This window comes from Ruegeria sp. HKCCA5426 (assembly GCF_013034585.1).
In the GTDB taxonomy this organism is placed as follows: Bacteria; Pseudomonadota; Alphaproteobacteria; order Rhodobacterales; family Rhodobacteraceae; genus Ruegeria.
Window position 1 is genome coordinate 45,246 of the sequence record NZ_WQGH01000005.1, and the last position, 23,798, is coordinate 69,043.

The 23,798-nt window shown below is 59.9% G+C and carries 20 protein-coding genes; 14 read left to right on the forward strand and 6 right to left on the reverse strand.

Features of this window, described 5'->3' with window-relative positions; all coding sequences use genetic code 11:
- Positions 1-29: 29 nt before the first annotated feature.
- Entirely contained in the window at positions 30-2,825 is a 2,796-nt protein-coding gene (polA, locus tag GOV87_RS09635; RefSeq protein ID WP_171211620.1) for a DNA polymerase I, read from the forward strand.
- Between the two features lie 51 nt (positions 2,826-2,876).
- On the opposite strand, the gene GOV87_RS09640 is transcribed toward polA, so the two are convergent.
- Both GOV87_RS09640 and GOV87_RS09645 read right to left on the reverse strand, forming a co-directional pair.
- On the reverse strand, positions 2,877-3,107 hold the full coding sequence (locus GOV87_RS09640) for a DUF2798 domain-containing protein (protein WP_171123107.1): 231 nt from the start codon (positions 3,105-3,107) through the stop codon (positions 2,877-2,879).
- 62 nt (positions 3,108-3,169) lie between these two features.
- Positions 3,170-3,925 (reverse strand): hydroxypyruvate isomerase family protein, encoded by a 756-nt coding sequence (locus GOV87_RS09645; protein WP_171211621.1) that lies wholly within the window; start codon positions 3,923-3,925, stop codon positions 3,170-3,172.
- 179 nt (positions 3,926-4,104) lie between these two features.
- Between GOV87_RS09645 and GOV87_RS09650 the strand changes: the two genes are divergently transcribed.
- The gene (locus GOV87_RS09650; protein ID WP_254428741.1) at positions 4,105-5,040 is read left to right on the forward strand and encodes a DMT family transporter; all 936 of its coding nucleotides are present in this window, start codon (positions 4,105-4,107) and stop codon (positions 5,038-5,040) included.
- On the opposite strand, the gene GOV87_RS09655 is transcribed toward GOV87_RS09650, so the two are convergent.
- The gene (locus GOV87_RS09655) at positions 5,037-5,615 is read right to left on the reverse strand and encodes a DUF1285 domain-containing protein (protein ID WP_171211622.1); all 579 of its coding nucleotides are present in this window, start codon (positions 5,613-5,615) and stop codon (positions 5,037-5,039) included. The genes GOV87_RS09650 and GOV87_RS09655 overlap by 4 nt on opposite strands.
- A gap of 64 nt (positions 5,616-5,679) precedes the next feature.
- Here GOV87_RS09655 and GOV87_RS09660 point away from each other — a divergent pair, with 64 nt between their 5' ends.
- The 6 genes from GOV87_RS09660 (at position 5,680) to GOV87_RS09685 (ending at position 15,143) form a co-directional block, all read left to right on the forward strand.
- A complete protein-coding gene (locus GOV87_RS09660; protein ID WP_171124072.1) occupies positions 5,680-6,687 on the forward strand; it encodes a MoxR family ATPase in 1,008 nt (335 codons plus the stop codon).
- The gene (locus GOV87_RS09665; protein WP_171211623.1) at positions 6,684-7,559 is read left to right on the forward strand and encodes a DUF58 domain-containing protein; all 876 of its coding nucleotides are present in this window, start codon (positions 6,684-6,686) and stop codon (positions 7,557-7,559) included. Before GOV87_RS09660 ends, GOV87_RS09665 begins: the two co-directional genes overlap by 4 nt.
- Positions 7,556-10,318: a DUF4159 domain-containing protein gene (locus GOV87_RS09670; protein ID WP_171211624.1), complete on the forward strand. Its 2,763-nt coding sequence runs from the start codon at positions 7,556-7,558 to the stop codon at positions 10,316-10,318. The genes GOV87_RS09665 and GOV87_RS09670 overlap by 4 nt, the downstream gene beginning before the upstream one ends.
- Positions 10,315-12,357: a hypothetical protein gene (locus GOV87_RS09675; protein ID WP_171211625.1), complete on the forward strand. Its 2,043-nt coding sequence runs from the start codon at positions 10,315-10,317 to the stop codon at positions 12,355-12,357. The genes GOV87_RS09670 and GOV87_RS09675 overlap by 4 nt, the downstream gene beginning before the upstream one ends.
- Before the next feature lie 98 nt (positions 12,358-12,455).
- Entirely contained in the window at positions 12,456-14,663 is a 2,208-nt protein-coding gene (locus GOV87_RS09680; RefSeq protein ID WP_171211626.1) for a response regulator, read from the forward strand.
- A gap of 18 nt (positions 14,664-14,681) precedes the next feature.
- The gene (locus GOV87_RS09685) at positions 14,682-15,143 is read left to right on the forward strand and encodes a VOC family protein (protein WP_171211627.1); all 462 of its coding nucleotides are present in this window, start codon (positions 14,682-14,684) and stop codon (positions 15,141-15,143) included.
- On the opposite strand, the gene yaaA is transcribed toward GOV87_RS09685, so the two are convergent.
- From yaaA to GOV87_RS09700, 3 genes are all read right to left on the reverse strand, one after another.
- Positions 15,134-15,904 carry a peroxide stress protein YaaA gene (gene yaaA / locus GOV87_RS09690; protein ID WP_171123089.1) on the reverse strand — a complete coding sequence of 257 codons (771 nt, stop codon included), beginning with the start codon at positions 15,902-15,904 and terminating at the stop codon, positions 15,134-15,136. The two genes, GOV87_RS09685 and yaaA, sit on opposite strands and share 10 nt — an antisense overlap.
- A 33-nt stretch (positions 15,905-15,937) precedes the next feature.
- Complete coding sequence (recQ, locus tag GOV87_RS09695; protein ID WP_171211628.1) at positions 15,938-17,977, reverse strand: DNA helicase RecQ; 2,040 nt, start codon at positions 17,975-17,977, stop codon at positions 15,938-15,940.
- Between the two features lie 77 nt (positions 17,978-18,054).
- Entirely contained in the window at positions 18,055-18,342 is a 288-nt protein-coding gene (locus GOV87_RS09700) for a YggT family protein (protein WP_171123085.1), read from the reverse strand.
- A gap of 130 nt (positions 18,343-18,472) precedes the next feature.
- Here GOV87_RS09700 and GOV87_RS09705 point away from each other — a divergent pair, with 130 nt between their 5' ends.
- From GOV87_RS09705 to GOV87_RS09730, 6 genes are all read left to right on the forward strand, one after another.
- Positions 18,473-19,840 carry an MFS transporter gene (locus tag GOV87_RS09705; RefSeq protein ID WP_171211629.1) on the forward strand — a complete coding sequence of 456 codons (1,368 nt, stop codon included), beginning with the start codon at positions 18,473-18,475 and terminating at the stop codon, positions 19,838-19,840.
- Positions 19,837-20,700: a penicillin-insensitive murein endopeptidase gene (gene mepA, locus GOV87_RS09710; protein ID WP_171123081.1), complete on the forward strand. Its 864-nt coding sequence runs from the start codon at positions 19,837-19,839 to the stop codon at positions 20,698-20,700. The genes GOV87_RS09705 and mepA overlap by 4 nt, the downstream gene beginning before the upstream one ends.
- A complete protein-coding gene (locus tag GOV87_RS09715; RefSeq protein ID WP_171211630.1) occupies positions 20,673-21,557 on the forward strand; it encodes an esterase-like activity of phytase family protein in 885 nt (294 codons plus the stop codon). Before mepA ends, GOV87_RS09715 begins: the two co-directional genes overlap by 28 nt.
- 91 nt (positions 21,558-21,648) lie before the next feature.
- A complete protein-coding gene (locus GOV87_RS09720) occupies positions 21,649-22,293 on the forward strand; it encodes a queuosine precursor transporter (protein WP_171123077.1) in 645 nt (214 codons plus the stop codon).
- 263 nt (positions 22,294-22,556) lie between these two features.
- Complete coding sequence (gene arfB, locus GOV87_RS09725; protein ID WP_171211631.1) at positions 22,557-22,976, forward strand: alternative ribosome rescue aminoacyl-tRNA hydrolase ArfB; 420 nt, start codon at positions 22,557-22,559, stop codon at positions 22,974-22,976.
- A gap of 60 nt (positions 22,977-23,036) precedes the next feature.
- Positions 23,037-23,783 (forward strand): SDR family oxidoreductase, encoded by a 747-nt coding sequence (locus GOV87_RS09730; protein WP_171211632.1) that lies wholly within the window; start codon positions 23,037-23,039, stop codon positions 23,781-23,783.
- Positions 23,784-23,798: the final 15 nt, after the last annotated feature.

The following is a 23,798-nucleotide window of genomic DNA, read 5'->3' on the forward strand; positions in this document are numbered from 1 at the left end:
ACCATCCCTGACCGACAGGGAGAGCGCGCATGAGCAATTTCGGAAAAGGATGTCACCTGCATCTGATCGATGGATCGGCCTTTATTTTCAGGGCCTATCACGCTCTGCCCCCGCTGACGCGCAAATCCGATGGGCTGCCGATCGGCGCCGTTTCGGGGTTCTGCAACATGCTGCAGAAATATGTCGAAGGAAACGCGGGGCCGGATGCGCCGACCCATGTGGCGGTGATTTTCGACAAGGGCTCGCACACGTTCCGCAATGACCTCTATGACCTCTACAAGGCCAACCGCGAGGCCATGCCTGAGGACCTGCGACCGCAGATGCCTCTGACCCGTGAAGCCACTCGCGCCTTCAACATCGCCTGCAAGGAGTTGGAGGGGTATGAGGCCGACGACATCATCGCCACGCTGGCCGTTCAGGCGCGTGACGCGGGTGGGCGCGTGACGATTGTTAGTTCCGACAAGGACTTGATGCAGTTGGTTGGCGACGGCGTGGAAATGCTGGACGCGATGAAGAATAAACGCATCGACCGTGATGGTGTGTTCGAGAAATTCGGCGTCGGACCCGAACGGGTGGTCGATGTGCAGGCGCTGGCCGGGGACAGCGTGGATAACGTGCCGGGCGCTCCGGGCATTGGAGTCAAGACCGCCGCCTTGCTGATCAACGAATATGGCGATCTGGAAACGCTGCTGGACCGCGCAGAAGAGATCAAGCAGCCCAAACGCCGCCAGACCCTGATCGAAAAGCGCGGCCAGATCGAGCTGTCGAAAAAGCTGGTGCAGTTGGACGAAAACACCCCGCTGGACTTCACGCTGGACGATCTTGAAGTGAAGGACCCCGAGCCGGACACGCTGCTGGGTTTTCTGGCGGATATGGAGTTCCGCACCCTTACCAAACGCATTGCAGACAAGCTGGGGGCCGAGGCCCCGGTGATCGCCGATGCCCCCGCGCCCGAGGTTGTATCTGAGGCCGAGGATATCTCCTTTGACGCCGCGAAATACGAGTGCGTTCGGGATGCAGCAGCGCTGCAGGCGTGGATCGACCGCATCTATGAATCCGGTTGGGTAGCCGTCGATACCGAGACCACCGGATTGAACGAAATGATCGCCGATCTGGTGGGCATTTCGCTGTGCGTTGAGGCGGGCTCGGCCTGTTACATCCCGCTAACCCACCGCGACGGAGCCGCTGATGATCTTTTCGGCTCAGACGCACTGGCCGAGGGGCAGATGCCGCTAAATGAGGCTCTAATACTGCTGAAACCTATGCTTCAGGATCCGTCGATCCTGAAGATTGGACAGAACATGAAGTATGACGCCAAGATATTCGCGCGCTATGGTGTGGAGGTGGCACCGATCGATGACACGATGCTGATGTCTTATGCGATGCATGGGGGCGAGCATGGGCATGGCATGGATACGCTGTCGGAACGATATCTGAACCACACGCCGATTCCAATCAAACCGCTGCTGGGGTCCGGCAAATCGGCCATCACCTTCGACAAGGTGCCAATTGACGAGGCCACCGCTTATGCCGCTGAGGATGCGGATATCACGCTGCGCCTTTGGAAACTGTTCAAGCCGCAACTGCATCAGGTGCAGGTGGCGACGGTGTATGAGACACTCGAACGCCCTCTGGTGCCGGTCCTCAAGGAAATGGAGATGCACGGCATCAAGGTGGACCGCGATGTTCTGTCCCGCATGTCCAACGCCTTTGCGCAGAAAATGGCTGGGTTAGAGGCTGATATTCACGAATTGGCCGGTGAGAACTTCAATGTCGGCTCGCCCGCGCAACTGGGCGAGATTCTCTTCGACAAGATGGGGCTTGAGGGCGGCAAGAAGGGTAAGACCGGGAAGTATTCGACCGGCGCGGACATCCTCGAAGACCTCGCCACCGAGCATGAACTGCCCCGCCGGGTGCTGGATTGGCGGCAGTTGTCCAAGCTGAAATCGACCTATACGGATGCGCTGCAAACCCATATCAACCCCGATACGGGCCGGGTACATACGTCTTATTCAATCACGGGGGCCAACACGGGCCGTTTGGCCTCGACCGATCCGAACCTGCAAAATATTCCGGTGCGCACCGAAGAAGGCCGCCGCATTCGTGAGGCGTTCATCGCCGAGCCGGGCAATGTGATGGTCAGCCTCGACTATAGCCAGATAGAGCTGCGGATTCTGGCCCATATCGCCGATATCCCGGCGTTGAAACAGGCGTTCTCGGATGGGTTGGACATTCACGCCATGACCGCCTCCGAGATGTTCGATGTGCCACTGGACGAGATGACGCCGGATATTCGTCGTCAGGCCAAGGCAATCAATTTTGGTGTGATCTACGGGATTTCAGGCTTTGGTCTGGCGCGCAACCTGCGCATTCCACGGGCCGAGGCGCAGGGCTTTATCGACCGCTATTTCGAACGTTTTCCGGGGATCAGAACCTATATGGACGACACTGTCGCCTTTGCCAAAGAGCATGGCTATGTCCAGACACTGTTTGGCCGCAAGATCCATACGCCCGAGATCAATGCCAAGGGGCCTCATGCCGGGTTCTCGCGCCGGGCGGCGATCAATGCGCCGATTCAGGGCACGGCGGCGGATGTGATCCGGCGCGCGATGGTGCGGATGCCGGATGCGATCAACGGGCTACCCGCCAAGATGCTGTTACAGGTGCATGACGAATTGCTGTTTGAAGTGGCCGAGGATGCGGTGGATCAGGTGATCGGCGTCGCGCGCGACGTGATGGAAGGCGCATCGGACCCGGCGGTGAAACTGGACGTCAAGCTGAGTGTCGATGCCGGGCAGGGGGCGAACTGGGCCGAGGCACACTGAGGCGCTCCGGCGCGCTTCTCATCAGGTCCGACGGACCCTCTTCGCAGCGGGTCAGTCCTGCGGCCTGACCAGGCGATTGACCAACCGTTGCACGGCAGGTCCGAGAATCAGGATGACCGAGAACGCGATCGGCCAGCAAAAGGCCCAGGACGCCATCCAGTCGCCCAGCGTGGTTGGGCCTATCCCGATCGCCTTTACCGTAGCGATACCTGTAACGATGCAGGACATCAGGCCCGACATGATCAGGCTGAACAGAGCGCGGGTAAAGCGGGCAGGGATCATTGACTAAATCCTATTGGTCTCGACCCATGTCATCTGCGGGATTTTTTGAAAAAATGCCAGAGCTAGGCGCGCATCCACTTCAAGCTGTTGATCGTTTGCGGCGTTGAGGGCACGTATTCGGCGCTGACCCATCCTGCGTATCCTGCATCATCCATCGCGCTGAACAGGGCGGGAAAATCGGTTGGCCCGCGCCCGGGTTCGGATCGGTCCGGTGCCGCGCCAATTTGGGCGTGAACCACATTGGCGTTGAACCGGGTCCACACGTCCAGCGCGTTGCCATGGATCATATGGGCGTGAAAGCTGTCGAATTGCAGGCCGACATTGGGGCGGTCTACGCGGTTCAGAACATCAGCAGCCAGATCGTAGTCGTTCAGGAAATAGTCTGGCTGCGAAACCGGGTTCAGCGGCTCAATCGTGAACTGTTGCTGGGGTGCGAAATCGGCAGCCCATTTCAGGTTCTTTACGAAATAGTCCAGCGCGTCCGGCCCCGAGGCATAACCCGACATTACGTGGATCAGCCCCGGTTTAAGAACATCGGCGTAACGCATCACGCGACGAATATCCGATTGGAACCGCGCTTCGCCGCCGGGGATTGCTGCATAGCCCGGCTGTCCGCCCGTGTAATTCGGTGGCGGCGCGTTGATCAGGACAAGGTCCAACCCATTGGACAGCAAGGCCCGCCGCGTTTCCTTGGCGGCCAGATCATAGGGAAACAAAATCTCAACGGCTTGAAACCCGGCTTCTGCTGCCGCCTGAAACCGGTCGAGATAGGGAAGTTCTGCAAAGAGCAGCGAGATATTGGCGGCAAATTTGGGCATTGGCAGGTCCGGGTTTTTGGTGACCGGACCTTAGCTGTCGGGTGATTTCAGGGAAAGGGACTGAAAACGACAGATTGTCGAAAATCGGCCAGATCGCCCGGGGCAATTCAGAGACATTCGGGACAATGCGGCGAATCATTTTCGGTCGCCGTTCCAACAAAAGGTCTGACACCATGGCAATGAGCCCTGACCCCGTGCGCGGGAACACTCTTTCTGTGTCTGCCGGGCGCAGTTCTGCCTTGCCCGGCAATGGCTTGGCGGTGGCAAGCATGCTGACATGGGCAGCCGGGTTTCCGGCGGCCGAGGTGCTGTTGCAAAGCTGGCCCCCCGTCGCGCTCTTGGTGGCGCGACTGGCGATTGCGGTGTTGGTGATGGTGCCGATCTGGGTGTTGTTTGACGGGCCGACCCGCGTACTGCGCGCCCGTTGGGGGCATGCGATGCTGGTCGGTGGAACGCTGGGCGCTGGGATGTTCCTGATCATTCTGGCGCAAAAGCTGACCGACCCGGTGACCGTGGCCATCATCGCCTCGTGCGCGCCCTTGTTTGCGACTCTGTTGGAGCTGGCGACGGGTACGCGACGTTTGCGGTGGAATTTTGCCATCGGAGTCATAGTGTCGATCATCGGTGGGTTAATCGCAACCAGCGCGGTGGCCCCCGCTCAACTAGGGCTTGGCGCAGGGTGTGCCATTGTGTCGACGGGGTTGTTCTGCTGGGCCAGCATGGCAACCGCGCGGGATTTTCCAGAACTCAGCCAGACCGGGCGCAGTACCATTACATTCGTGGGCGGGTTGGTCGTGGCCTTCTTTCTGTTCTTCACGGCAGGGCAGTTGGGTATGGATGTCATCCCCACGGCTCCGGTTGATATGCAGCAAGCGGGAATGCTGGTGATCTATGCGCTGATCTCGATGGGGCTGAGTCAGGTGTTCTTTATCGCCTCGGTCGGGAAAATCGGCGTGGCGCTGGCGTCGTTCCACATCAACATCGCGCCGTTTTACGTGATGTTGATCATGCTTGTGCTGGGGGACGAGTGGAACTGGACTCGCGCGCTGGGCGCGGGGATCGTGGCTGTGGCCGTGGTGCTGGCGCAAGATCGTCGGGTGGTGCGCCGGGCTTAGTCCGGCAAGTCCTCGGACCGGATCAGGGGGAAAAACTGTCCACCTGACCAAACGCCAAACCATTCGCCATTGTGTTTGGCAATGTCGACCAGCCGGTAGAAACTTTTGCGGTCGATCCGCGCTTCGAGGTTGGCACGCACCAATATGTAGGGCGCGGGTTCATCTGTTTCAGGGTCGATAACAATGCGGATCGGGTGATCTGGCCCTGCGATGGCGGTATCGCCGACATGTGTCGTGAAAGTCAGCACCTGCGCCGCGCCGGCGCCCGTCGCATCGAAATCGACCGCGACGAAGGGCGCGTCCTCGACGGTGATTCCCACCTTTTCGACCGGGGTGACAAGATAATATTTCCCCTCTTCTTTCTTAAGAATTGAGGAAAATAACTTCACAAGCTCGAACCGGTTGATCGGTGACCCTAGATAAAACCAAGAGCCATCTTTGGCGATATGGATGTCCAGATCGCCACAAAACGGAGGATTCCACAGGTGAACCGGGGGCAAGCCCTTGGTTTTGGCGGCTTTGACTGATGCCGCAATGCCATCAGGAGAGGGTGTCACAGGTTTTTGTCCGCTCATTACTTTTGCCATTTCCTTTTCGCGCGATACACTTCAACCATATTAGTCCACGGAAGGGAAAGTCATGACCGAACCTGCCGACCTCGTGTCCGAGATCGAAGCGCTGGAAACCAAACTGCAAGAGGCCAAGTCCTCGATCACCCGCCGCTTTATCGGACAGGAACGGGTCGTGGAACTGACCCTGACCGCGCTGCTGTGCGGCGGGCATGCGTTGCTGATCGGTCTGCCCGGTCTGGGCAAGACGCGACTGGTTGAAACGCTGTCGACCGTGATGGGCTTGCACGGCAACCGCATCCAATTCACGCCGGACCTGATGCCTGCCGATATTCTGGGGTCCGAGGTTCTGGATACCGCCGAAGATGGCAGCCGCCATTTCCGGTTCATTTCTGGCCCTATCTTTTGCCAGTTGCTGATGGCAGATGAGATCAACCGCGCCAGCCCTCGGACCCAATCGGCGCTGCTGCAGGCGATGCAGGAACGCACGGTGACGGTAGCGGGCGAAGATCGTTCTCTTGGAACACCGTTTCACGTGCTCGCAACGCAGAACCCCATTGAGCAAGAGGGCACCTATCCGCTGCCCGAGGCGCAGTTGGACCGCTTCCTTGTCCAGATCGACGTGGAATACCCTGATCGCCAAACCGAGCGTGACATTCTGCTGGCCACCACGGGCGTTGAAGAAGATGACGCGCATGAGATTTTCACCAAAGAAGAGCTGCTGGCCGCTCAGGTTCTGTTGCGGCGCATGCCCGTCGGAGATTCGGTGGTTGAGCTGATCCTCGATCTGGTTCGTGCCTTCCGCCCGGATGAGGCGGGTGTGTCTGAGCGTGTTGCCGAAACCGTTGCATGGGGGCCGGGTCCACGTGCGGCGCAGGCGCTGATGATGACAGTGCGGGCGCGGGCGATGCTGCAGGGGCGACTGGCCCCGAATGCCGAGGACGTGCTGGACATGGCCCGCCCAGTCCTCAGCCACCGGATGGCGTTGAACTTTGCGGCGCGTGCACGCGGGGACAGCCTAGCTGAGCTGATCGAAAGCACTGCTGCCGGCTTGATCCGCACCGAGGCTGCGGCGTGAATGCCGCGCTGACCCTTCGTGAAAGATCCGAGGCCGAGGCGTCCCGGCTGCCGCCCCTGTTGGCGCGGGCCGAACATCTGGCGGGAACCGTCCTGCTGGGTGATCACGGACGCAGGCGGTCCGGTCTGGGTGATGATTTCTGGCAGTACCGACCGGCGCAGATCGGAGACAGTCGTCGGATGATCGACCATCGGCGGTCTGCGCGGGGGGATCAGCAATTCGTGCGTGAACGCGAGTGGCAGATCGCGCAATCGGTGATGCTCTGGGTCGATCAGGGCGCGTCGATGCGGTTTGCGTCCGACAAATCCCTGCACACCAAAGCGGACCGGGCGCGCCTGCTTGGTCTGTCAACGGCGATCCTGCTGGTGCGCGGCGGGGAACGTGTCGGACTGACCGGAACAACCCTTCCGCCCCGGCGCGGCAACGCGCAAATCGTGCGGCTGGCGCAGGCTTGGTCCGAAGATGCCGCAGCCGATTACGCCCCGCCCGAACATAGGGCCATGATCCCACATGCGCGTGCCGTCTTCATTTCCGATTTCTTAGGGCCGATGGATGAGGTCGAACTGGCCCTGACCAAAGCCGCCGACCGGGGCGTGCGCGGTGTCCTGTTGCAGGTTCTGGACCCAACCGAGGAAAGCTTTCCCTATCGCGGGCGGACCATATTTGAAAGCGTTGGCGGCACAGCGCGACACGAAACCCTCAAGGCCGGAGAGTTGCGGGACCGCTATCTAGAGCGTCTCGCCAGTCGCAAGGACGCGCTGACGCAACTGTGTCGCGCGACCGGATGGCAGCTTGGTCTGCACCACACGGGTGACAGCGGGCAAGCGGCTCTGTTGTGGCTCTATCGTGCGCTGGACGGGGGAACGGCATGACGGTTCTGGCGGGCATTGGATTTACCGCACCGTGGGTGTTGCTGGGTCTTTTGACCCTTCCGATCCTGTGGCTGATCCTGCGCGCCGTGCCACCAGCGCCGATCCGCAGACTGTTTCCGGCGGTCACACTACTGCTTGGGTTGAAGGATGAAGAAAGCGTTTCGGACCGCACCCCGTGGTGGTTGCTGCTTTTGCGCATGCTGGCAGCGGCGGCGATTATCATCGGGTTGGCTGGCCCGGTTCTGAACCCGTCCCGAGAGCAAGCCGGATCAGGGCCATTGATGTTGGTGCTGGACGGAAGCTGGGCGGGCGCATCCCGTTGGTCTTCGACGCTGGACCAGATCGACGCGCAACTGACCGAGGCCGGGCGTGCCGGGCGCACGGTCGCGATCCTTAACCTGACGGTTCCCGAAGTCCCTGTCTTTCAGGCCGCCGAGGCGTGGAGCGGTCGATTGCCTGGGCTGGCTCCGATGCCATGGCAGCCTACGCTGCCGCAGATTGAACAGGCTTTGGCCGCGCTGGATGAGGTTGAAGGTGGATTTGAAACGCATTGGTTCAGTGACCGTCTGGCATATGATCGCAGCGAAACGATCCTTGCGGCTTTGCAGGCGCGCGGGGGTGTCACTGTGTATCAGTCGCCATCCTCGGTTGTTGGACTATTGCCGGCCGGCTATCAGGATGGCGTCATTCAATTGACGGCGCAACGGGCCGAGGCGGGCCCGGCTGAACGCATCACGGTTCTGGCGCAGGGCCGCGACCCGGCCGGGGTGATGCGGGTTCTTCAATCTGCCGAGGTGGAATTTGCAGGTGGCGAAACGCAGGCCCAGATAGAACTGGCCCTGCCGTCAGAACTGCGCGCGCGGATCACGCGGTTTGAAATTCAAGGTGAACGGTCTGCGGGGGCTGTGACACTGACCGATGACAGCCTGCGGCGGCGCGAAGTTGCCCTGATCGCCGGGACGCGGAACCGCGAAGGTTTGGAGTTGCTGTCACCGTTGCATTACCTGACGCAGGTTTTGATCCCGACAGCGGATTTTGTTGATGGCGGATTGCTTGACGTACTGCCGGCCAACCCGGATGTGATCGTTCTGGCCGATGTCGCCAAACTGTCGGGGGGCGAACAATCGGCACTGGTTGAATGGGTCGAAGAGGGTGGCTTGCTGTTGCGCTTTGCCGGACCGCGTATGGCTGCCAGTGATCTGGGCCGTGACGAGGAAGATATCCTGTTGCCTGTCCGCCTGCGCAGCGGCGGACGATCCGTTGGCGGCGCGATGAGCTGGGGTGAGGCCAAGGGGCTTGCACCGTTCCCCGAAGGCTCACCGTTTTATGGGCTTAAGGTCCCCGGAGATGTATCTGTGACCACGCAGGTCATGGCGCAACCAGACCCTAATCTGGCGGATCGCGTGATTGCATCTTTGTCGGACGGCACGCCATTGGTGACCCGCAAGGCGCTTGGGTTGGGTCAGGTCGTGCTGTTCCACGTAACGGCTGATGCAGAATGGTCCAGCCTTCCCCTGTCGGGCCTGTTTGTCGAAATGCTGGATCGGCTGGCCGTCGCCTCGGCCGCCAAGTCTCGGCAGGAGTCCCAGTTGCAGGGCACCACGTGGGAGCCAATTCAGGTGATGGATGGGTTTGGCACCTTGTCTGATGCCGGCAATCTGTCGGGCGTTGATGGCGTCGATCTTGTGTCGGGTGCAATTGGCCCAGATCTGCGTCCGGGGCTTTACGAAAGCGGCAAGCAAAAGCTGGCGCTGAATGTTCTGACCAGCGACACGGTGCTTAGCCCTGCGGTCTGGCCGCCGGATGTGCCTATCAAGGGGCAGGAAATTAGCACGGAAACGCCCATCGGAGGTATCCTGCTCAGCCTTGCGCTGCTGTTGCTGACGGTGGATGTCATTGCGTCTTTGGCGCTGTCAGGACGGTTGGGTCTGGCCAAGGCCGCGGCCACTGCGATCGGAGTTTTGCTGTTTGTGCCCCAAGCAGACGCGCAGACGCCCGCGGATACCGATTTTGCGCTGAACGCCACCAAGGAATTGGTGCTGGCGCATGTTTTGACAGGCGACGCGCAGGTCGATGACATTGCAGGTGCCGGAATGCGGGGTCTTGCACAAACCCTATTCTATCGCACGTCCGTCGAACCGGCCGAACCGATCGGCGTTGATCTGGAACGGGATGAGCTGGCCTTTTTCCCTTTGCTCTACTGGCCCATAACCCCCCAGCAACCGCAACCGTCTGCCGAAGCCTACGCCAAGCTCAACGCTTACCTTCGCTCGGGTGGGATGATCCTGTTTGATACGCGGGATTCGGATGTGGCGCGGTTTGGCGCCTCCAGCCCCAATGGACGCAAATTGCAGCAGTTGGCCGCGCCCTTGAATATTCCTTCGTTAGAGCCTGTCCCGCGTGACCACGTGCTGACGCGCGCTTTCTATCTGCTGCAGGATTTTCCCGGGCGCTACGCCGGAACCGAGGTCTGGGTCGAGGCCGCGCCACTGGATGCCGAACAGATCGAGGGGATGCCGTTCCGCAACCTCAACGACAACGTGACGCCGGTGGTGATCGGCGGCAATGACTGGGCCGGAGCGTGGGCCGTTGACCGCAACGGTCAGGCCCTGTTGCCCGTTGGACGCGGCTATGCAGGTGAGCGTCAGCGAGAGCTGGCTAATCGCTTTGGTGTCAATTTGGTGATGCATGTCCTGACCGGGAACTACAAATCGGATCAGGTGCATGTGCCTGCCTTGCTGGACAGGTTGGGACAATGACAGGAACCGTTATCTTTGATCCCCTGATCCCGTGGCCTGTTTTGGCCACCGTTGCTGCGGTAGCCCTTGCCGGGGTGGTTCTGGCCCTTTGGCAGGGTCTGTCCGGTTGGGCCCTGCGCGGTTTGGCGGCCCTTGTCGTGATCGGTGCGCTGGCTGGTCCGGTCTACCAGATCGAGGATCGCGCGCCCCTGACGGACATCGTATTGATGATCGAGGATGAAAGCGCCAGTCAGACCCTTTCGGACCGCGCCGAGCAGACCGCGCTGGCAGCCGAAGAACTGGCGGCCGAGATCGAGTCGCGCGACAATACCGAGTTGCGCCGGATCAAAGTCGGTGATGGCGACGGCGACGAAGGTACGCAGGTCATGGCTGCGCTGAACGAGGCGTTGGCCGAAGAACCGCGCGCGCGGATCGCAGGAATTCTTGTTGTATCCGACGGGATTGTGCACGATGCAGATCAGGCACCCGACCTGCCAGCGCCGATGCATTTGCTGCAAACCGGGCGCGCCACCGACTGGGACCGCCGCTTGATTGTGCGAAATGCCCCCGCCTTTGCCATTATCGGTGAGCCGGTCACCCTGACCTTGCGCGTAGAAGATAGCGGTGCAGCCCCTGCTGGCGCGACCAGCGCGCCGCTTGAAATCTCGGTCGACGGTGCCGAGCCCCAACAATTCTCGATCCCTATCGGTGTCGACGTGGAATTGCCCGTCAGCCTGCCCCATGGCGGGCGTAATGTCATTCAATTCACGGTGCCCGAAGCCGAAGGTGAATTGACAGACCGAAACAACACGGCGCTGATCCAGATGAACGGTGTTCGCGATCGTTTGCGCGTGCTGTTGGTATCGGGCGAGCCGCATCCGGGCGGGCGGACATGGCGCAACCTGCTGAAATCCGACAGCTCAGTCGATCTGGTGCATTTCACGATCCTGCGGCCACCTGAGAAACAGGACGGCGTTCCGGTGGATGAGTTGTCGCTGATCGCGTTCCCAACTCGAGAGCTGTTTCTGGAAAAGATTAACGATTTCGATCTGATCATCTTTGACCGTTACAAGCGGCGCGGCATTTTACCTGCGATCTATCTGGACAACGTCAACAACTATATTAACGACGGCGGTGCCGTCCTGATCGCGGCCGGGCCTGACTTTGCCAGCGCGGACAGTATCTTTCGCTCGCCCCTGGCACCGATCCTACCGGCGCAGCCAACCGCACGGGTGATCGAGGAACGCTTTGTCCCGATGGTGACCGATCTGGGGCATCGCCATCCGGTCACGACTGATCTTGGCGATTCCGAACAATGGGGCGCGTGGTTGCGCCAGATCGACGTAAAGCACCGCTCGGGCGAGTTGCTGATGACCGGGATTGAAGACAGGCCGCTTTTGGTTCTTGATCGTGTGGGTGAAGGCCGCGTGGCAATGCTGGCCTCGGATCATGCGTGGCTTTGGAATCGTGGGTTCGAGGGGGGCGGGCCGCAGCTTGAACTGCTGCGCCGGCTAGCGCATTGGATGATGAAAGAACCCGAGCTTGAGGAAGAAGCGCTGTGGGCCGAAGCCAACGGCCAGATCATGCGGATCATTCGGCAGACCCTTGAGGATGAGGTCGGTCCAGTTACGGTCACGCGCCCGAATGGGGAAACGCTGGACATCACGCTCGACATGATTTCCCCCGGCCGGTTCGAGGCACAGTATTTCGGGCCGGAAATCGGACTTTACCGTTTGCAGGAAGGCGAGTTGTCCGCCGTTATCGGGTTAGGTCCGGCCGCGCCGAAAGAATTTGAGCGCACCATCGCAACCTCGGACGTTCTGGATCCGCTGCTGGCTGAATTGCGCGGTGGGGCGATCAAGTTGGAGGACGGCCTGCCCGCGATCCGCAACGTGCGTGCGGGACGACCGGCATCCGGGCGCGGTTGGATTGGCCTGACGCCGCGTGACGCTTATGAAACTCGGGACGTCACGCAGGCCGGTTTGCTGCCGCCGTGGTTGGTGCTGCTTCTGGCGGGCGGCTTCCTGCTGGGCGGTTGGTTGCGCGAGGGGCGTCGTTGACGGCCCGCGCCTGTGATCCGAACTGCGCGGTAAGCGCTTAAACACTTCTTCACGCTCTGGCTGGATGTTGATCTCGGGTTAGTCTGGGATGACCAAAGATGAGTCTTGCAACAAAACTGGCACAGGAACGACGCGCACGTCTGGCGGCAGAGCGTCTTTTGGAAATGAAGCAGGCCGAATTGTCCGCCGCCAACCGCAAGCTGGGCCTGCATGCGATGGCTCTGACCAAACGCATCGGCGAAACGCAGGCCGAGGTGGAAACGGTTCGGGGTGAGAATGAAAAGGTCAAATCCGACCTGACGCTGGCCAATGCCAAAATCGAGGTGGCCGAACGGCGCTTATGGCATTCAATTCAGACGTTTCAGGACGGGTTTGCGTTTTTTGACGGCGATAACCGCCTGATCGGGGCGAATACGGCCTATCTTAGCTTGTTTGACGGGATCGACGAAGTTGCGCCGGGCGTCGCATATCCACAGATACTTGAGATTTTGGTCGCTGAGGGGCTGATTGATCTGGGTTCCGAGGCTGCACCGGACTGGATCCGGAGGATGCTGGCCCGTTGGTCACAACCACATCCCAACGCGGAAATTATCCGCCTGTGGAATGGTCATTATGTCAAGCTGATCGACCAGCGGGGCAATGGTGGCGATGTTGTAAGTCTGGCGCTGAACATCTCGGCTTCGGTCCGGCATGAGGCCGAATTGACGGCCGCGCGCGAACGGGCCGAAGCAGCAAACCGCGCCAAGTCCGCATTTCTGGCCAATATGAGCCATGAGATACGCACCCCGATGAACGGCATTGTCGGGATGACTGACCTGCTGACTGAAACCCCTTTGGACGAGGAACAAAGGCTCTATCTTAACACGATCCGCAACTCGGGTGAGGCGTTGCTGGTCATCATCAATGACGTTCTCGACTATTCCAAGATCGAGGCGGACAAGCTGATCCTGCACCCCGAACAGTTTGACTTTGAGCGCTGTATTCTTGAGGTTGCGATGCTTTTGCAGCCAAGTGTTCGTGACAAGGGTCTGACGCTTCTAGTCGACTATGACCTGTTCCTTCCAACGCTATTTGTTGGTGATCCGGGTCGTGTTCGTCAGGTTCTGACGAATCTGGTGGGCAATGCGGTGAAATTCACCGCCAACGGCCATGTTCTGATCCGCGTTACCGGGGTGCCCAATACCGATACCAAGACCTGCGATATACACGTGGCGATCGAAGACACTGGGATCGGGATCGAACCGGAAAAGGTCGACCACATATTTGGAGAGTTCGATCAAGTCGAAGATGAACGCAACCGCCAGTTCGAAGGAACCGGGCTGGGGCTGGCCATTACAAAACGTCTGATCACGCTGATGGGCGGTACGATCTGGGTAGAAAGTGAACCGGGGCGTGGGTCGTGTTTCGGGTTCCGCGTGTCGATGCCGACCGTCGAAGGCGTTCAGCCTGCCCCTCCGGATCTGGGCGGGGGTCTGCACCACGTGATGGTTGTTGAAGATTTGGCGGTCAACCGGGCCATTCTGTCGAAGCAGCTCGGCCGGTTGGGATCGCGCGTCACTGTGTGTGCGTCTGGTGGGGAGGCTTTGGCCGCAGTTGACGATACTGTTGACCTGCTTTTGTGTGATCACGATCTGCCGGATATGGATGGGCTGGAATTGGCGACCATCCTGAAAGATCGCGGGTGGGGCGAACTGCCGGTTGTGGTGATGTCAGCCAATCCCGCCGTCATCCACGCAAACCCGGCCCGACATCTGATCGAAGGCGTTCTGCAAAAACCCATTCCCCGGGCTGAACTGTATACGTACCTGACCGCTCTTGGTCAGGACACACGGGCCGAACCCGCAGAAATAGCTGTACCAGAAACCGTCGAATCCGATTGCGCGAACGTGCCTTCGGCCGGGCGTTTGATGCGTGTTCTGGCGGCCGAAGATAACCGGACCAATCAACTGATCCTGAAGAAAATGGTCAAGGATCTGAACATCGAACTGCGGTTCGCCGGAAATGGACTTGAAGCCGTGGATGTCCATCGTGATTTCGATCCGGACCTGATATTTATGGATATTTCCATGCCGAAAATGGACGGAAAGCAGGCCACCGGTGAAATCCGGAGGCGCGAGATTGAGACAGGCCGCCATGTTCCGATTGTCGCGTTGACCGCGCATGCGATGTCAGGAGATGATCAGGGGATCTTGTCGGCAGGTTTGGACCACTACCTAACCAAACCTCTGCAAAAACAGAAAATCCAACAAGCGATCCTGACGCATCAACCGGAGGGCACGCAGGCAGTCGTTGCCGGACAGCCATAACCAAATTAGGCTGAACTCATGTTAAATGAACGTGGTTTTCAGCCTCGCGCGCTGGGCGAGATAGCCATTCGATGCGCCGATATGTCGGCGATGGTCGAATTTTATGAAACAGTGATCGGATTGCAGTGTCTGAGCGGCGACCATGACAGTGCGATCGTTTTTTTCGAGATCGCGCAGGGTTTCGGCGGGCATACTCAGGTTTTGGCCCTGTTCCACCATACAGCCGCCCCGCGTCCGGGCTTGCATCCCACAGGTGATCAATCCCCGGTGACCGGCGGCGCGTCGGCTTTGCATCACATCGCCCTGTCGCTGCCTTTCGAAGAACAAGACCCTGTCACGCGTTGGTATGAACAAATTGGTCAGCCCTACCGGGTTGAGCAATTCGACTGGATTGGCTGGCGCGGGATTTTCACCGAAGACCCCGAGGGCAATACGGTTGAACTGGTCGCTTACGACCGGTCAATGCTGGCTCAGGCCTGATACGGACGCACGAAGACGGGTTTGTCCTCGGTCGACAACTCGGGCCGGTGTGCATAGCCGCCGGTGTCAAAGTCCAACAGCCCCGCAGGATCGGTCAGGCGGTGCTGCACGATGTATCGCGCCATCGCGCCGCGCGCTTTCTTGGCAAAGAAGCTGACGATTTTGGGGGTGCCCGCCTTGTCCTCCATGAACACAGGTGTGATCACACGCAGCTTCAGCGCCTTGGGATCGACAGCGCCAAAGTATTCCTGACTGGCGCAATTCACCAGAATGTCTGACCCGATCTGCGCGCCTTGTGCGTTCAGCGCCTTACTGAGCTGGTCGCGCCAGTACTCATACAGGTTCTTGCCGCGTCGGGTCTTCAGCTTGCTGCCCATCTCAAGCCGGTAGGCCTGAATGGCGTCCAGAGGGCGCAGCACGCCGTAAAGCCCCGACAGAATTCGCAGGTGATCCTGCGCCCAGGCCATTTCATCGGCATCCAGCGATGCAGCCTCAAGCCCCTGATAGGTGTCCCCGGCAAAGGCCAGCGCGGCAGGGCGGGTTAGGTCGGCCTCGGGGGCATCGGAAAAGGCGCGATACCGGTCGCGGTTCAAACGCGCCAGATCATCGCTGAGGTCCATCAGCTTTTTGAGATCGCCCAGCGTCAGGTTGCGGGCGGTTTTCGACAGCCGGATCGCGTCGTCCTGGAAATCGGGTTGGGTGACTGTCACATCGCGCTCGGCCCAGTCCAGCCGCTTGGCCGGGGAAATCACTACCAGCATATCCGCCCTCTTTTCTTGCCTGATACGGCGTATCTAGCCCGCCTGTTCCAACACGTCCAGAAAGGCCGCGCCAAACCTTTCGTGACGACGGTCGCCCAGCACTTGTTCCAGCCCGCGCTGATCGCCGGGCCGCAGTTGCGCCACCTTGGCCAGTTGTGAGGCCGAGCAGGTCAGCGGTTTGTCGATCCCTTCTGGACCGCGCGCCAGATCGTTCTGAACCGCCAGAAGCTGATCGAAAATCTCACCCTGATCGCGCCCGGCCAGTTTGCGGCGGGCGGGGTGCAGCGCGGCGGCTTCGCCCGCGATCACCTCCAGGAAGGTATCGCCGTAGCGTTCAAGTTTCTTCGCGCCCACGCCGCCGATCCGGGCCAAGTCGTCCAACGTCATGGGTCGGGTCTCGGCCATCTCGATCAGGGTGCGGTCAGGGAAGATCACATAGGCGGGCACCCGCTGTGATTCCGCCAGTGCGCGGCGTTTCGCTTTCAGCGCCGACAGCAGCGGTGCGTCTTCTTCGGCAACCATCGCTTTGACGGCCGGGCGGCGGGTGGCTTTGCGGATTGTGTCCTTGCGCAAGTTAATCTGCGCCTCGCCCTTCAGGATCGGTTTGGCGGCCTCGGTCATGCGTAACGCGCCGTGGCGGTCAGGATCGGGACGGACCAGATCATGCCCCATCATCTGCCGGAAAATTGCCTGCCATTGCGGGCGGGACCAGTCCTTGCCGATGCCCCATGTGGACAGGTCGTCGTGTCGCCGCGCCCGGACTTTTTCAGTTTCATTGGCCAGAAGGATGTCGATCAAATGACCCGAACCGAACCATTCCTCGGTGCGCAGGATGGCGGATAGGGCCATGCGCACAGGAGTGGTACCGTCGAACACCTCGGGCGGGGTGTCGCACAGATCGCATTTGCCGCAGGGCGCAGCCTGTTCGCCGAAATACCCCAGCAGGGTCTGACGGCGGCAAACCAGCGCCTCGGCCAGTCCAAGCAGAGCGTTCAGCCGGGCATGGTCGGCCATGCGGCGCTCAGCCGGGGCCAACCCTTCGTCGATTTGCGAGCGGCGTAGGCGGATGTCATCGGGGCCGAACAGGGTCAGCGTTTCAGCCTGGCCACCATCGCGGCCTGCGCGTCCGATTTCCTGATAATAGGCCTCGATGGATTTGGGCAGGTCCGCATGGGCGACCCAGCGGATATCGGGTTTGTCGATGCCCATGCCAAAGGCCACGGTGGCGACGACGATCAGACCGTCTTCGCGCGCGAAACGGGTTTCGACATTGCGGCGATCCTCGGGGTCCATGCCACCGTGATAGTGGCAGGCGGAGTGCCCCTCGGCGCGCAGGGCTTGGGCCAGCACTTCGGTCTTGTTTCGGGTGCCGCAATAGACGATGCCGGATTGCCCTTTTCGCGCGGCAGCAAAATCCAGCACCTGTTTGCGTGGCCCGTCCTTGGCGGCAAAGGCAAGATGGATGTTGGGTCGGTCAAATCCGCGCAGGAATTTGCGGGGCGCGGTGCCGTCGAACAGCTTCTCGACAATCTCGTCCTGTGTTTCGGCATCCGCCGTGGCGGTAAAGGCCGCCAAGGGCACCTTCAACGCGCGCCGCAACTCTCCGATCCTTAGATAATCCGGGCGGAAATCATAGCCCCATTGGCTGACGCAATGCGCCTCATCCACGGCGATCAGGCTGACATTGATACGCCGCAACATCCCCAGTGCCGACCCGGCGGCCAGACGTTCGGGCGCCATGTAAAGTAGTTTAAGCCGCCCAGCCTCCAGCGCCTCCCACACGGCATCGGTTTCCTCGGGGGTGTTTCCCGAGGTCAGCGCGCCGGCCTCAACCCCGGCCTCTTGCAAGCCCCGTACTTGGTCGCGCATCAGGGCGATCAGAGGCGAGATGACCACCGTTACCCCGCCGCGAAGTAGGGCAGGCAGTTGGAAACACAGGGATTTCCCGCCACCCGTCGGCATGATGGCCAGCACGTTTTCGCCCGCTGTCACGGCATCGACGATCTCTTCCTGACCCGGTCGGAAGTCGTCGAATCCAAAGACATCTCGCAGCAGGGGCGCGGCGTCGAACATGTGGGGATTGCCCTGTTTTTAGGTTTATCTGCTCGTATGACAGGACAATCACATACTAAGATTCGGTGAACAAGAGGTCAGACGAAATAGACCATATTGTTGATCAGGATGATCCGCAGCGCATAGACGCCGACGAGAACGACCAGAGGCGTCAGGTCCAGACCGCCCATATTCGGCAGAACCCGGCGGATCGGGCCGTAGATGGGTTCAAGTATCCGGTTCAGACCGTACCAGATTTGCGCGACCAACTGCTGATGCAGGTTGAGAACCTGAAAGTTGATCAGCCAGCTCATGATCACATGGGCCAGAATGATGAACCAGACAATGTCCAGGATCAGCAACAGGATTTGGATCAGTGACAGCATGGGGCCTCCGGTATTTGCGTCAGACGAGACGTAAGCGCCCGCGCCCGAAAGAGCAAGTCTGGGTCAACAGAACGCTTGCGAAACCGTCCAAAGCCCCGTCTTACTAAAAGCAACAAGAACAGGGGCAGTCATGGCAGAGATTTCCAAGCGTAAGCGCATCTGGGGCTGGTGGTTTTTCGATTGGGCGACGCAGCCATATCACAGCCTTCTGGTGACGTTCGTCTTTGGACCCTATTTCGCCGGGGTTGCGGCGGGATATTTCGCAGGAACCGGACTGGACTCTCAGGCGGCGGCTGCACGGGCACAGACGGTTTGGGCGAATTGCCTGACCATTACCGGGCTGATCATCGCCTTTGGTGCGCCGCTTTTGGGTGCGATGGCAGATGTGTCAGGGCGGCGCATCCCTTGGATCTTTGGGTTTTCCGTCATGTATGTCGTGGGGTCCGCGGCGCTGTGGTACACGCTGCCGGATGGGTCAAACATGTGGCTGATGCTGTCGGCCTTTGGCCTTGGGTTTGTCGGCGCGGAATATGCGCTGATCTTCATCAACTCGCAGTTGCCCGATCTGGGCGACGACAAGGAAGTGGGTGAGATTTCCGGCTCGGGCTTTGCCTTCGGCTATTTCGGCGGGCTGATTTCATTGGCGATCATGCTGCTTTTGTTTGTCGAGCAGGACAACGGCAAGACGCTGGTCGGACTGGACCCGGCCTTTGGGCTGGATGCGGCGCAGCAGCAGGGCACCCGGTTCGTCGGCCCGTTCACGGCAGGGTGGTTCATCCTGTTCATGGTGCCGTATTTCCTTTGGGTGCGGGACGATTCATCGTCCAAGAAACACGGCTCGGTGCGCGACGCGCTGGGCTTGCTGGCGCATTCGATTTCCAACCTGCGGCACCGGCTTAGCCTAGCCAGCTATCTGGGATCTTCGATGTTTTACCGTGATGCGCTGAACGGGCTTTACAGCTTTGGCGGCGTATACGCCCGGCTGGTGCTGGAATGGGACCTCATCAAGATCGGTGTCTTCGGGATCGTCAGCGTTCTGGCCGCCGCTGCTTTTTCGTGGGTCGGTGGCAAGCTGGACAAGAAAAACGGCCCTAAACCGGTCATTTTGGTCAGCATCTGGGTTCTGATCCTTGTTTGCGTCACGATCGTATCCATGGACCGGACGCAGGTTTTCGGCATCACTTTGCCCGATGGATCGGGCCTGCCGGATCTTGTGTTCTTTGCCTGCGGCATCCTGATTGGTGGTATGGGCGGCATTTTGCAATCGGCTAGCCGATCCATGATGGTGCGTCACACCGATCCCAAGGCCCCGGTGGAAAGCTTTGGCCTGTATGGTTTGTCGGGTCGCGCCACGGCCTTTGCCGCGCCTCTGTTGATCGGGATTGCCACAACCGCAACCGGCAGCGCGCGTCTGGGGGTGTCACCGATCATTCTGTTGTTTATTCTGGGTCTATTCCTGATGCGCTGGGTTAAACCGGAAGGGGATCAGAGCAGATGATAATACAGCGTTTTTTGGCAATATTGGCCTTAATCACACTGGCAGGCTCCGCAGGGGCGCAACCCCTGGCCAAGCAATTATTCGGAGCCCAAAAGCAAAGTTCACAACAAAAACCCGCCGCTTTCGGCAGTTATTCGCGCGGATGTGCGGCCGGGTCGGTGCAACTGCCCGAAACAGGCCCGACATGGCAGGCCATGCGCCTGTCGCGCAACCGCAACTGGGGACACCCGGTGGCGATAGATTATGTGCAGGACCTCAGCCAATTCGCGGCCAGGCAACCGGGTTGGAATGGTCTTTATATCGGGGATATCAGCCAGCCTCGGGGCGGGCCGATGACATCAGGGCACCGGTCGCACCAGTTGGGTCTGGATATTGATATCTGGATGCTTCCGGGTAACGACATGCGGCTTAGCCGCAAGGCGCGCGAGAATATCTCGTCTGTTTCCCTGCGTCGTGCCAATGGGGCGTTCGTCAACGGCAACTGGACCAAGCAGCATCACGCCGTACTGCGTGAGGCAGCCAAGGACAAACGCGTCGCCCGAATATTCGTCTTTCCCGGCGCGAAAGTGCAGATGTGCAAAGAGGAAAAAGGTAACCGCGCCTACCTGCGCAAAATTCGGCCCTGGTGGGGGCATCACTATCATTTCCACGTGCGGCTTGCCTGCCCGCGCGGGTCCAGAGGCTGCGTTAATCAGGACCCGCCGCCCAAGGGTGACGGCTGCGCCGAAGCGCAGCAATGGGTGAACAATATACTGAACCCGCCACCGCCAGACCCAAATGCGCCGCCACCGAAAAAACGCCGAGAATATCGTTTGGCCGATCTGCCCCAGCAATGCGCCGCCGTTCTGCAATCCAACTGATATCCGCGTTTTGTCTGGCAGGACCGGCCTGGGCCGTCGAAACAAAGACCGCCGTTGAGTTAGGCAGCTTTGCCTGGAGCGACCCGGCTGGCTGGTTCGGAGGGTTTTCCGCGCTGCATGTTTCTGCGGACGGCCAAAATTTGATGGTTCTGAGTGACCGGGCCACTCTGGTACGCGCCAGAATTCTACGCGAAGGCGATGCAATTACCGGTGTCGAGATCACAGGGAAATGGCCGGTTCTGTCCAGCACAGGCCAGCCATTAATCGGGTCTTCCGGTGACTCCGAAGGGCTGGCCGTGGCGCCGGATGGCAGCTTTTTTGTTTCGTTCGAACGTGTTCATCGCGTCGCCCACTATTCAGTGCCGGGATCCAAGGCGCGCGTCCTGCCGCGCCCCAAAGCGTTTGACCAGTTACCAAATAACGGCTCGTTCGAGGCGCTGGCGATCGACGGCAAACAGCGGCTCTATACCCTTACCGAGAAAGGCCGAACCGAGAATGGCGACATTCCTGTTTACCGCTGGAACGGGCAGGTCTGGTCGACACCATTCGTTTTGCCTCAGCGCGGGCGGTTTTTACCCGTAGCAGCCGATTTCGGACCTGACGGCAGGCTTTACGTTCTGGAACGCTCGGTGTCGCTGACAGGTTTCCGGTCGCGCCTTCGACGGTGGCGGCTTCAGGATGACACGCCCACCGGCGAAGAAGTTCTGTTCACCACCGGAATGGGGGGGCACGACAACCTCGAAGGCGTGTCGATCTGGCGTGATGACCGCGGTCGCATGCGCGCCACAATGGTGTCCGATGACAATTTCCTTGCGCTGCAGCGCACCGAACTGGTGGAATATCTGCTGCCCGATTGACAGTCTCTGATCAAGCGTCTAGAAGCGCGGCTTGCCTTGGGACGGTCCCTTGGCCAAGTCGCCGCTACCTTGTCAAAACGGGCATCTGAAAATGCAACGCAGCTATATACCCGGCATTCTTGCCATGGCCACTATCGTTGTGGCCTCGAACATCCTGGTCCAGTTCCTGATCCTTGACGGATTGCTGACTTGGGGTGCTTTTACCTATCCTCTGGCCTTTCTGGTCACTGACATCATGAACCGCGTCTACGGGGTGGGCCCGGCCCGCAAGGTCGTATTCGCAGGGTTTGTCACCGGCATCATCTGTTCGCTGATCGGCAGTCAGATCATGCTGCAAGGTGACGGCTTCACCTACGCCGCCGTGCCGTTACGGATCGCCGTGGCCTCAGGCACGGCCTTCCTGATCGCACAGCTGACCGACGTCACCGTGTTCAACTCGCTGCGCGGTGGCCGCTGGTGGCGCGCGCCGCTGGTCTCGACGCTGGTTGGATCGGCTCTGGATACCGCGATTTTCTTCACTCTCGCCTTCTCAGCTTCGGTCACATTCTTCGGTGCCAATGCCGATGCCGCGATCAACTGGGCGTGGGAGCCTGTGCCTTTCATGCTGTCAGGCCCGATGGCGCCGCTGTGGGTCACGCTCGCCTTTGCTGACTGGTTGGTAAAACTCTCGTTGGCGTTGATCGCGCTGATCCCCTTCAAGGTGATCGTTGCGCGGCTGTCCGCCCAACCTGCGTAAAAAAGTGCTTTGAGAATGGCGCATCTTGTGTCACCATCCCTATCAACCGCAACAGATAGAAAAGGAGGTGATCCAGTGTCGAGAAAGAGATTGGAGAGAGGTGTCGGAACAACCGGGGGGATCGCCTGTTAAGGCAGCCCTTGGCGGAGCGCTCGCTCCGGCTGGTCGATTGATCTAACCGACCCGACCTCCTGTACTTTCGAAGGGCCGTCCCATCGGGGCGGCCCTTTCTGTTTTCGCGCTGGCCGAGTAAGGTCCAACTCATGTTGCGCATCACCGAAGATATCGTCCTGCAGGATTGGGAATTGACCGAAAGTTTCGTGCGATCGTCCGGTCCGGGCGGGCAGAACGTGAACAAGGTTTCAACCGCCGTTGAACTGCGGTTCGAAGCCGCACGCTCGCCCTCGTTGCCCGATCCAGTCAAAAACCGGCTGAAACGGCTGGCCGGGCGTCGATGGACCAAGGACGGCGCAATCATCATCCAGTGTGAGGAAACCCGCAGTCAGGCCCGCAATCGCGAGATTGCGCGCGACCGGTTGGCAGACCTGATCGCTCGTGCATTGGTTAAACCCAAACGGCGTATCGCGACAAAACCCACCTACGGTTCGGTAAAACGGCGCTTGGCGGCGAAAAAGGCCCGTTCGGACGTCAAGGCGCTCCGGGGTCAGGTATCGGAAGATTAATCTGGTAAGTTCGCGGTGCCTTGCTACTCTGCCCTGCAAAGACGACCGGGAGGCAAGGGTATGAGGTTGGAAGGAAAAACCGCAATCGTGACAGGTGGCGCCTCAGGGTTTGGGGCGGGTATCGTCCGAAAGTTCCTGTCCGAAGGCGCGCGTGTGATGATCGCCGATATCAACGGCGACGCGGCTCATGACATGGCGGACTCACTCGGGGCACAAGCTTTTGCACAACAGGTGAATGTTGCCGACGGCCCTTCGATTCAGGACATGGCAGCGGTCGCTGCGGACAGGCTCGGGCCACTGGACATTTTGGTGAACAATGCCGGTGTCACCCACTTGCCGACCCCGTTGGAAGCGGTAACCGAAGAAGATTTCGACAGGGTCTTCGCGGTGAACATGAAGTCCGTCTACCTCACGGCGCGCGCCTTTGTTCCGCAGATGAAGACGCGTGGAGCAGGGGCAATTCTGAACGTGGCCTCGACCGCCGGGCTGTCACCGCGTCCGAACCTGAACTGGTATAACGCGTCTAAGGGCTGGATGATCACAGCAACGAAAACAATGGCCGTGGAACTGGCCCCCTCGGGCGTGCGTGTCAACGCGATCTGCCCGGTCGCGGGCGAAACCCCCCTGCTGAAATCGTTCATGGGAGAGGACACGCCCGAGGTACGGGCCAAATTCCTGTCCACTATCCCTTTGGGCCGTTTTTCGACACCTCAAGACATGGCCAACGCGGCGTGTTTCCTGTGTTCGGACGAGGCCAGCATGATCACCGGCACAGCTTTGGAGGTCGACGGTGGCCGCTGCATCTGATCCGCTCTTCATCTG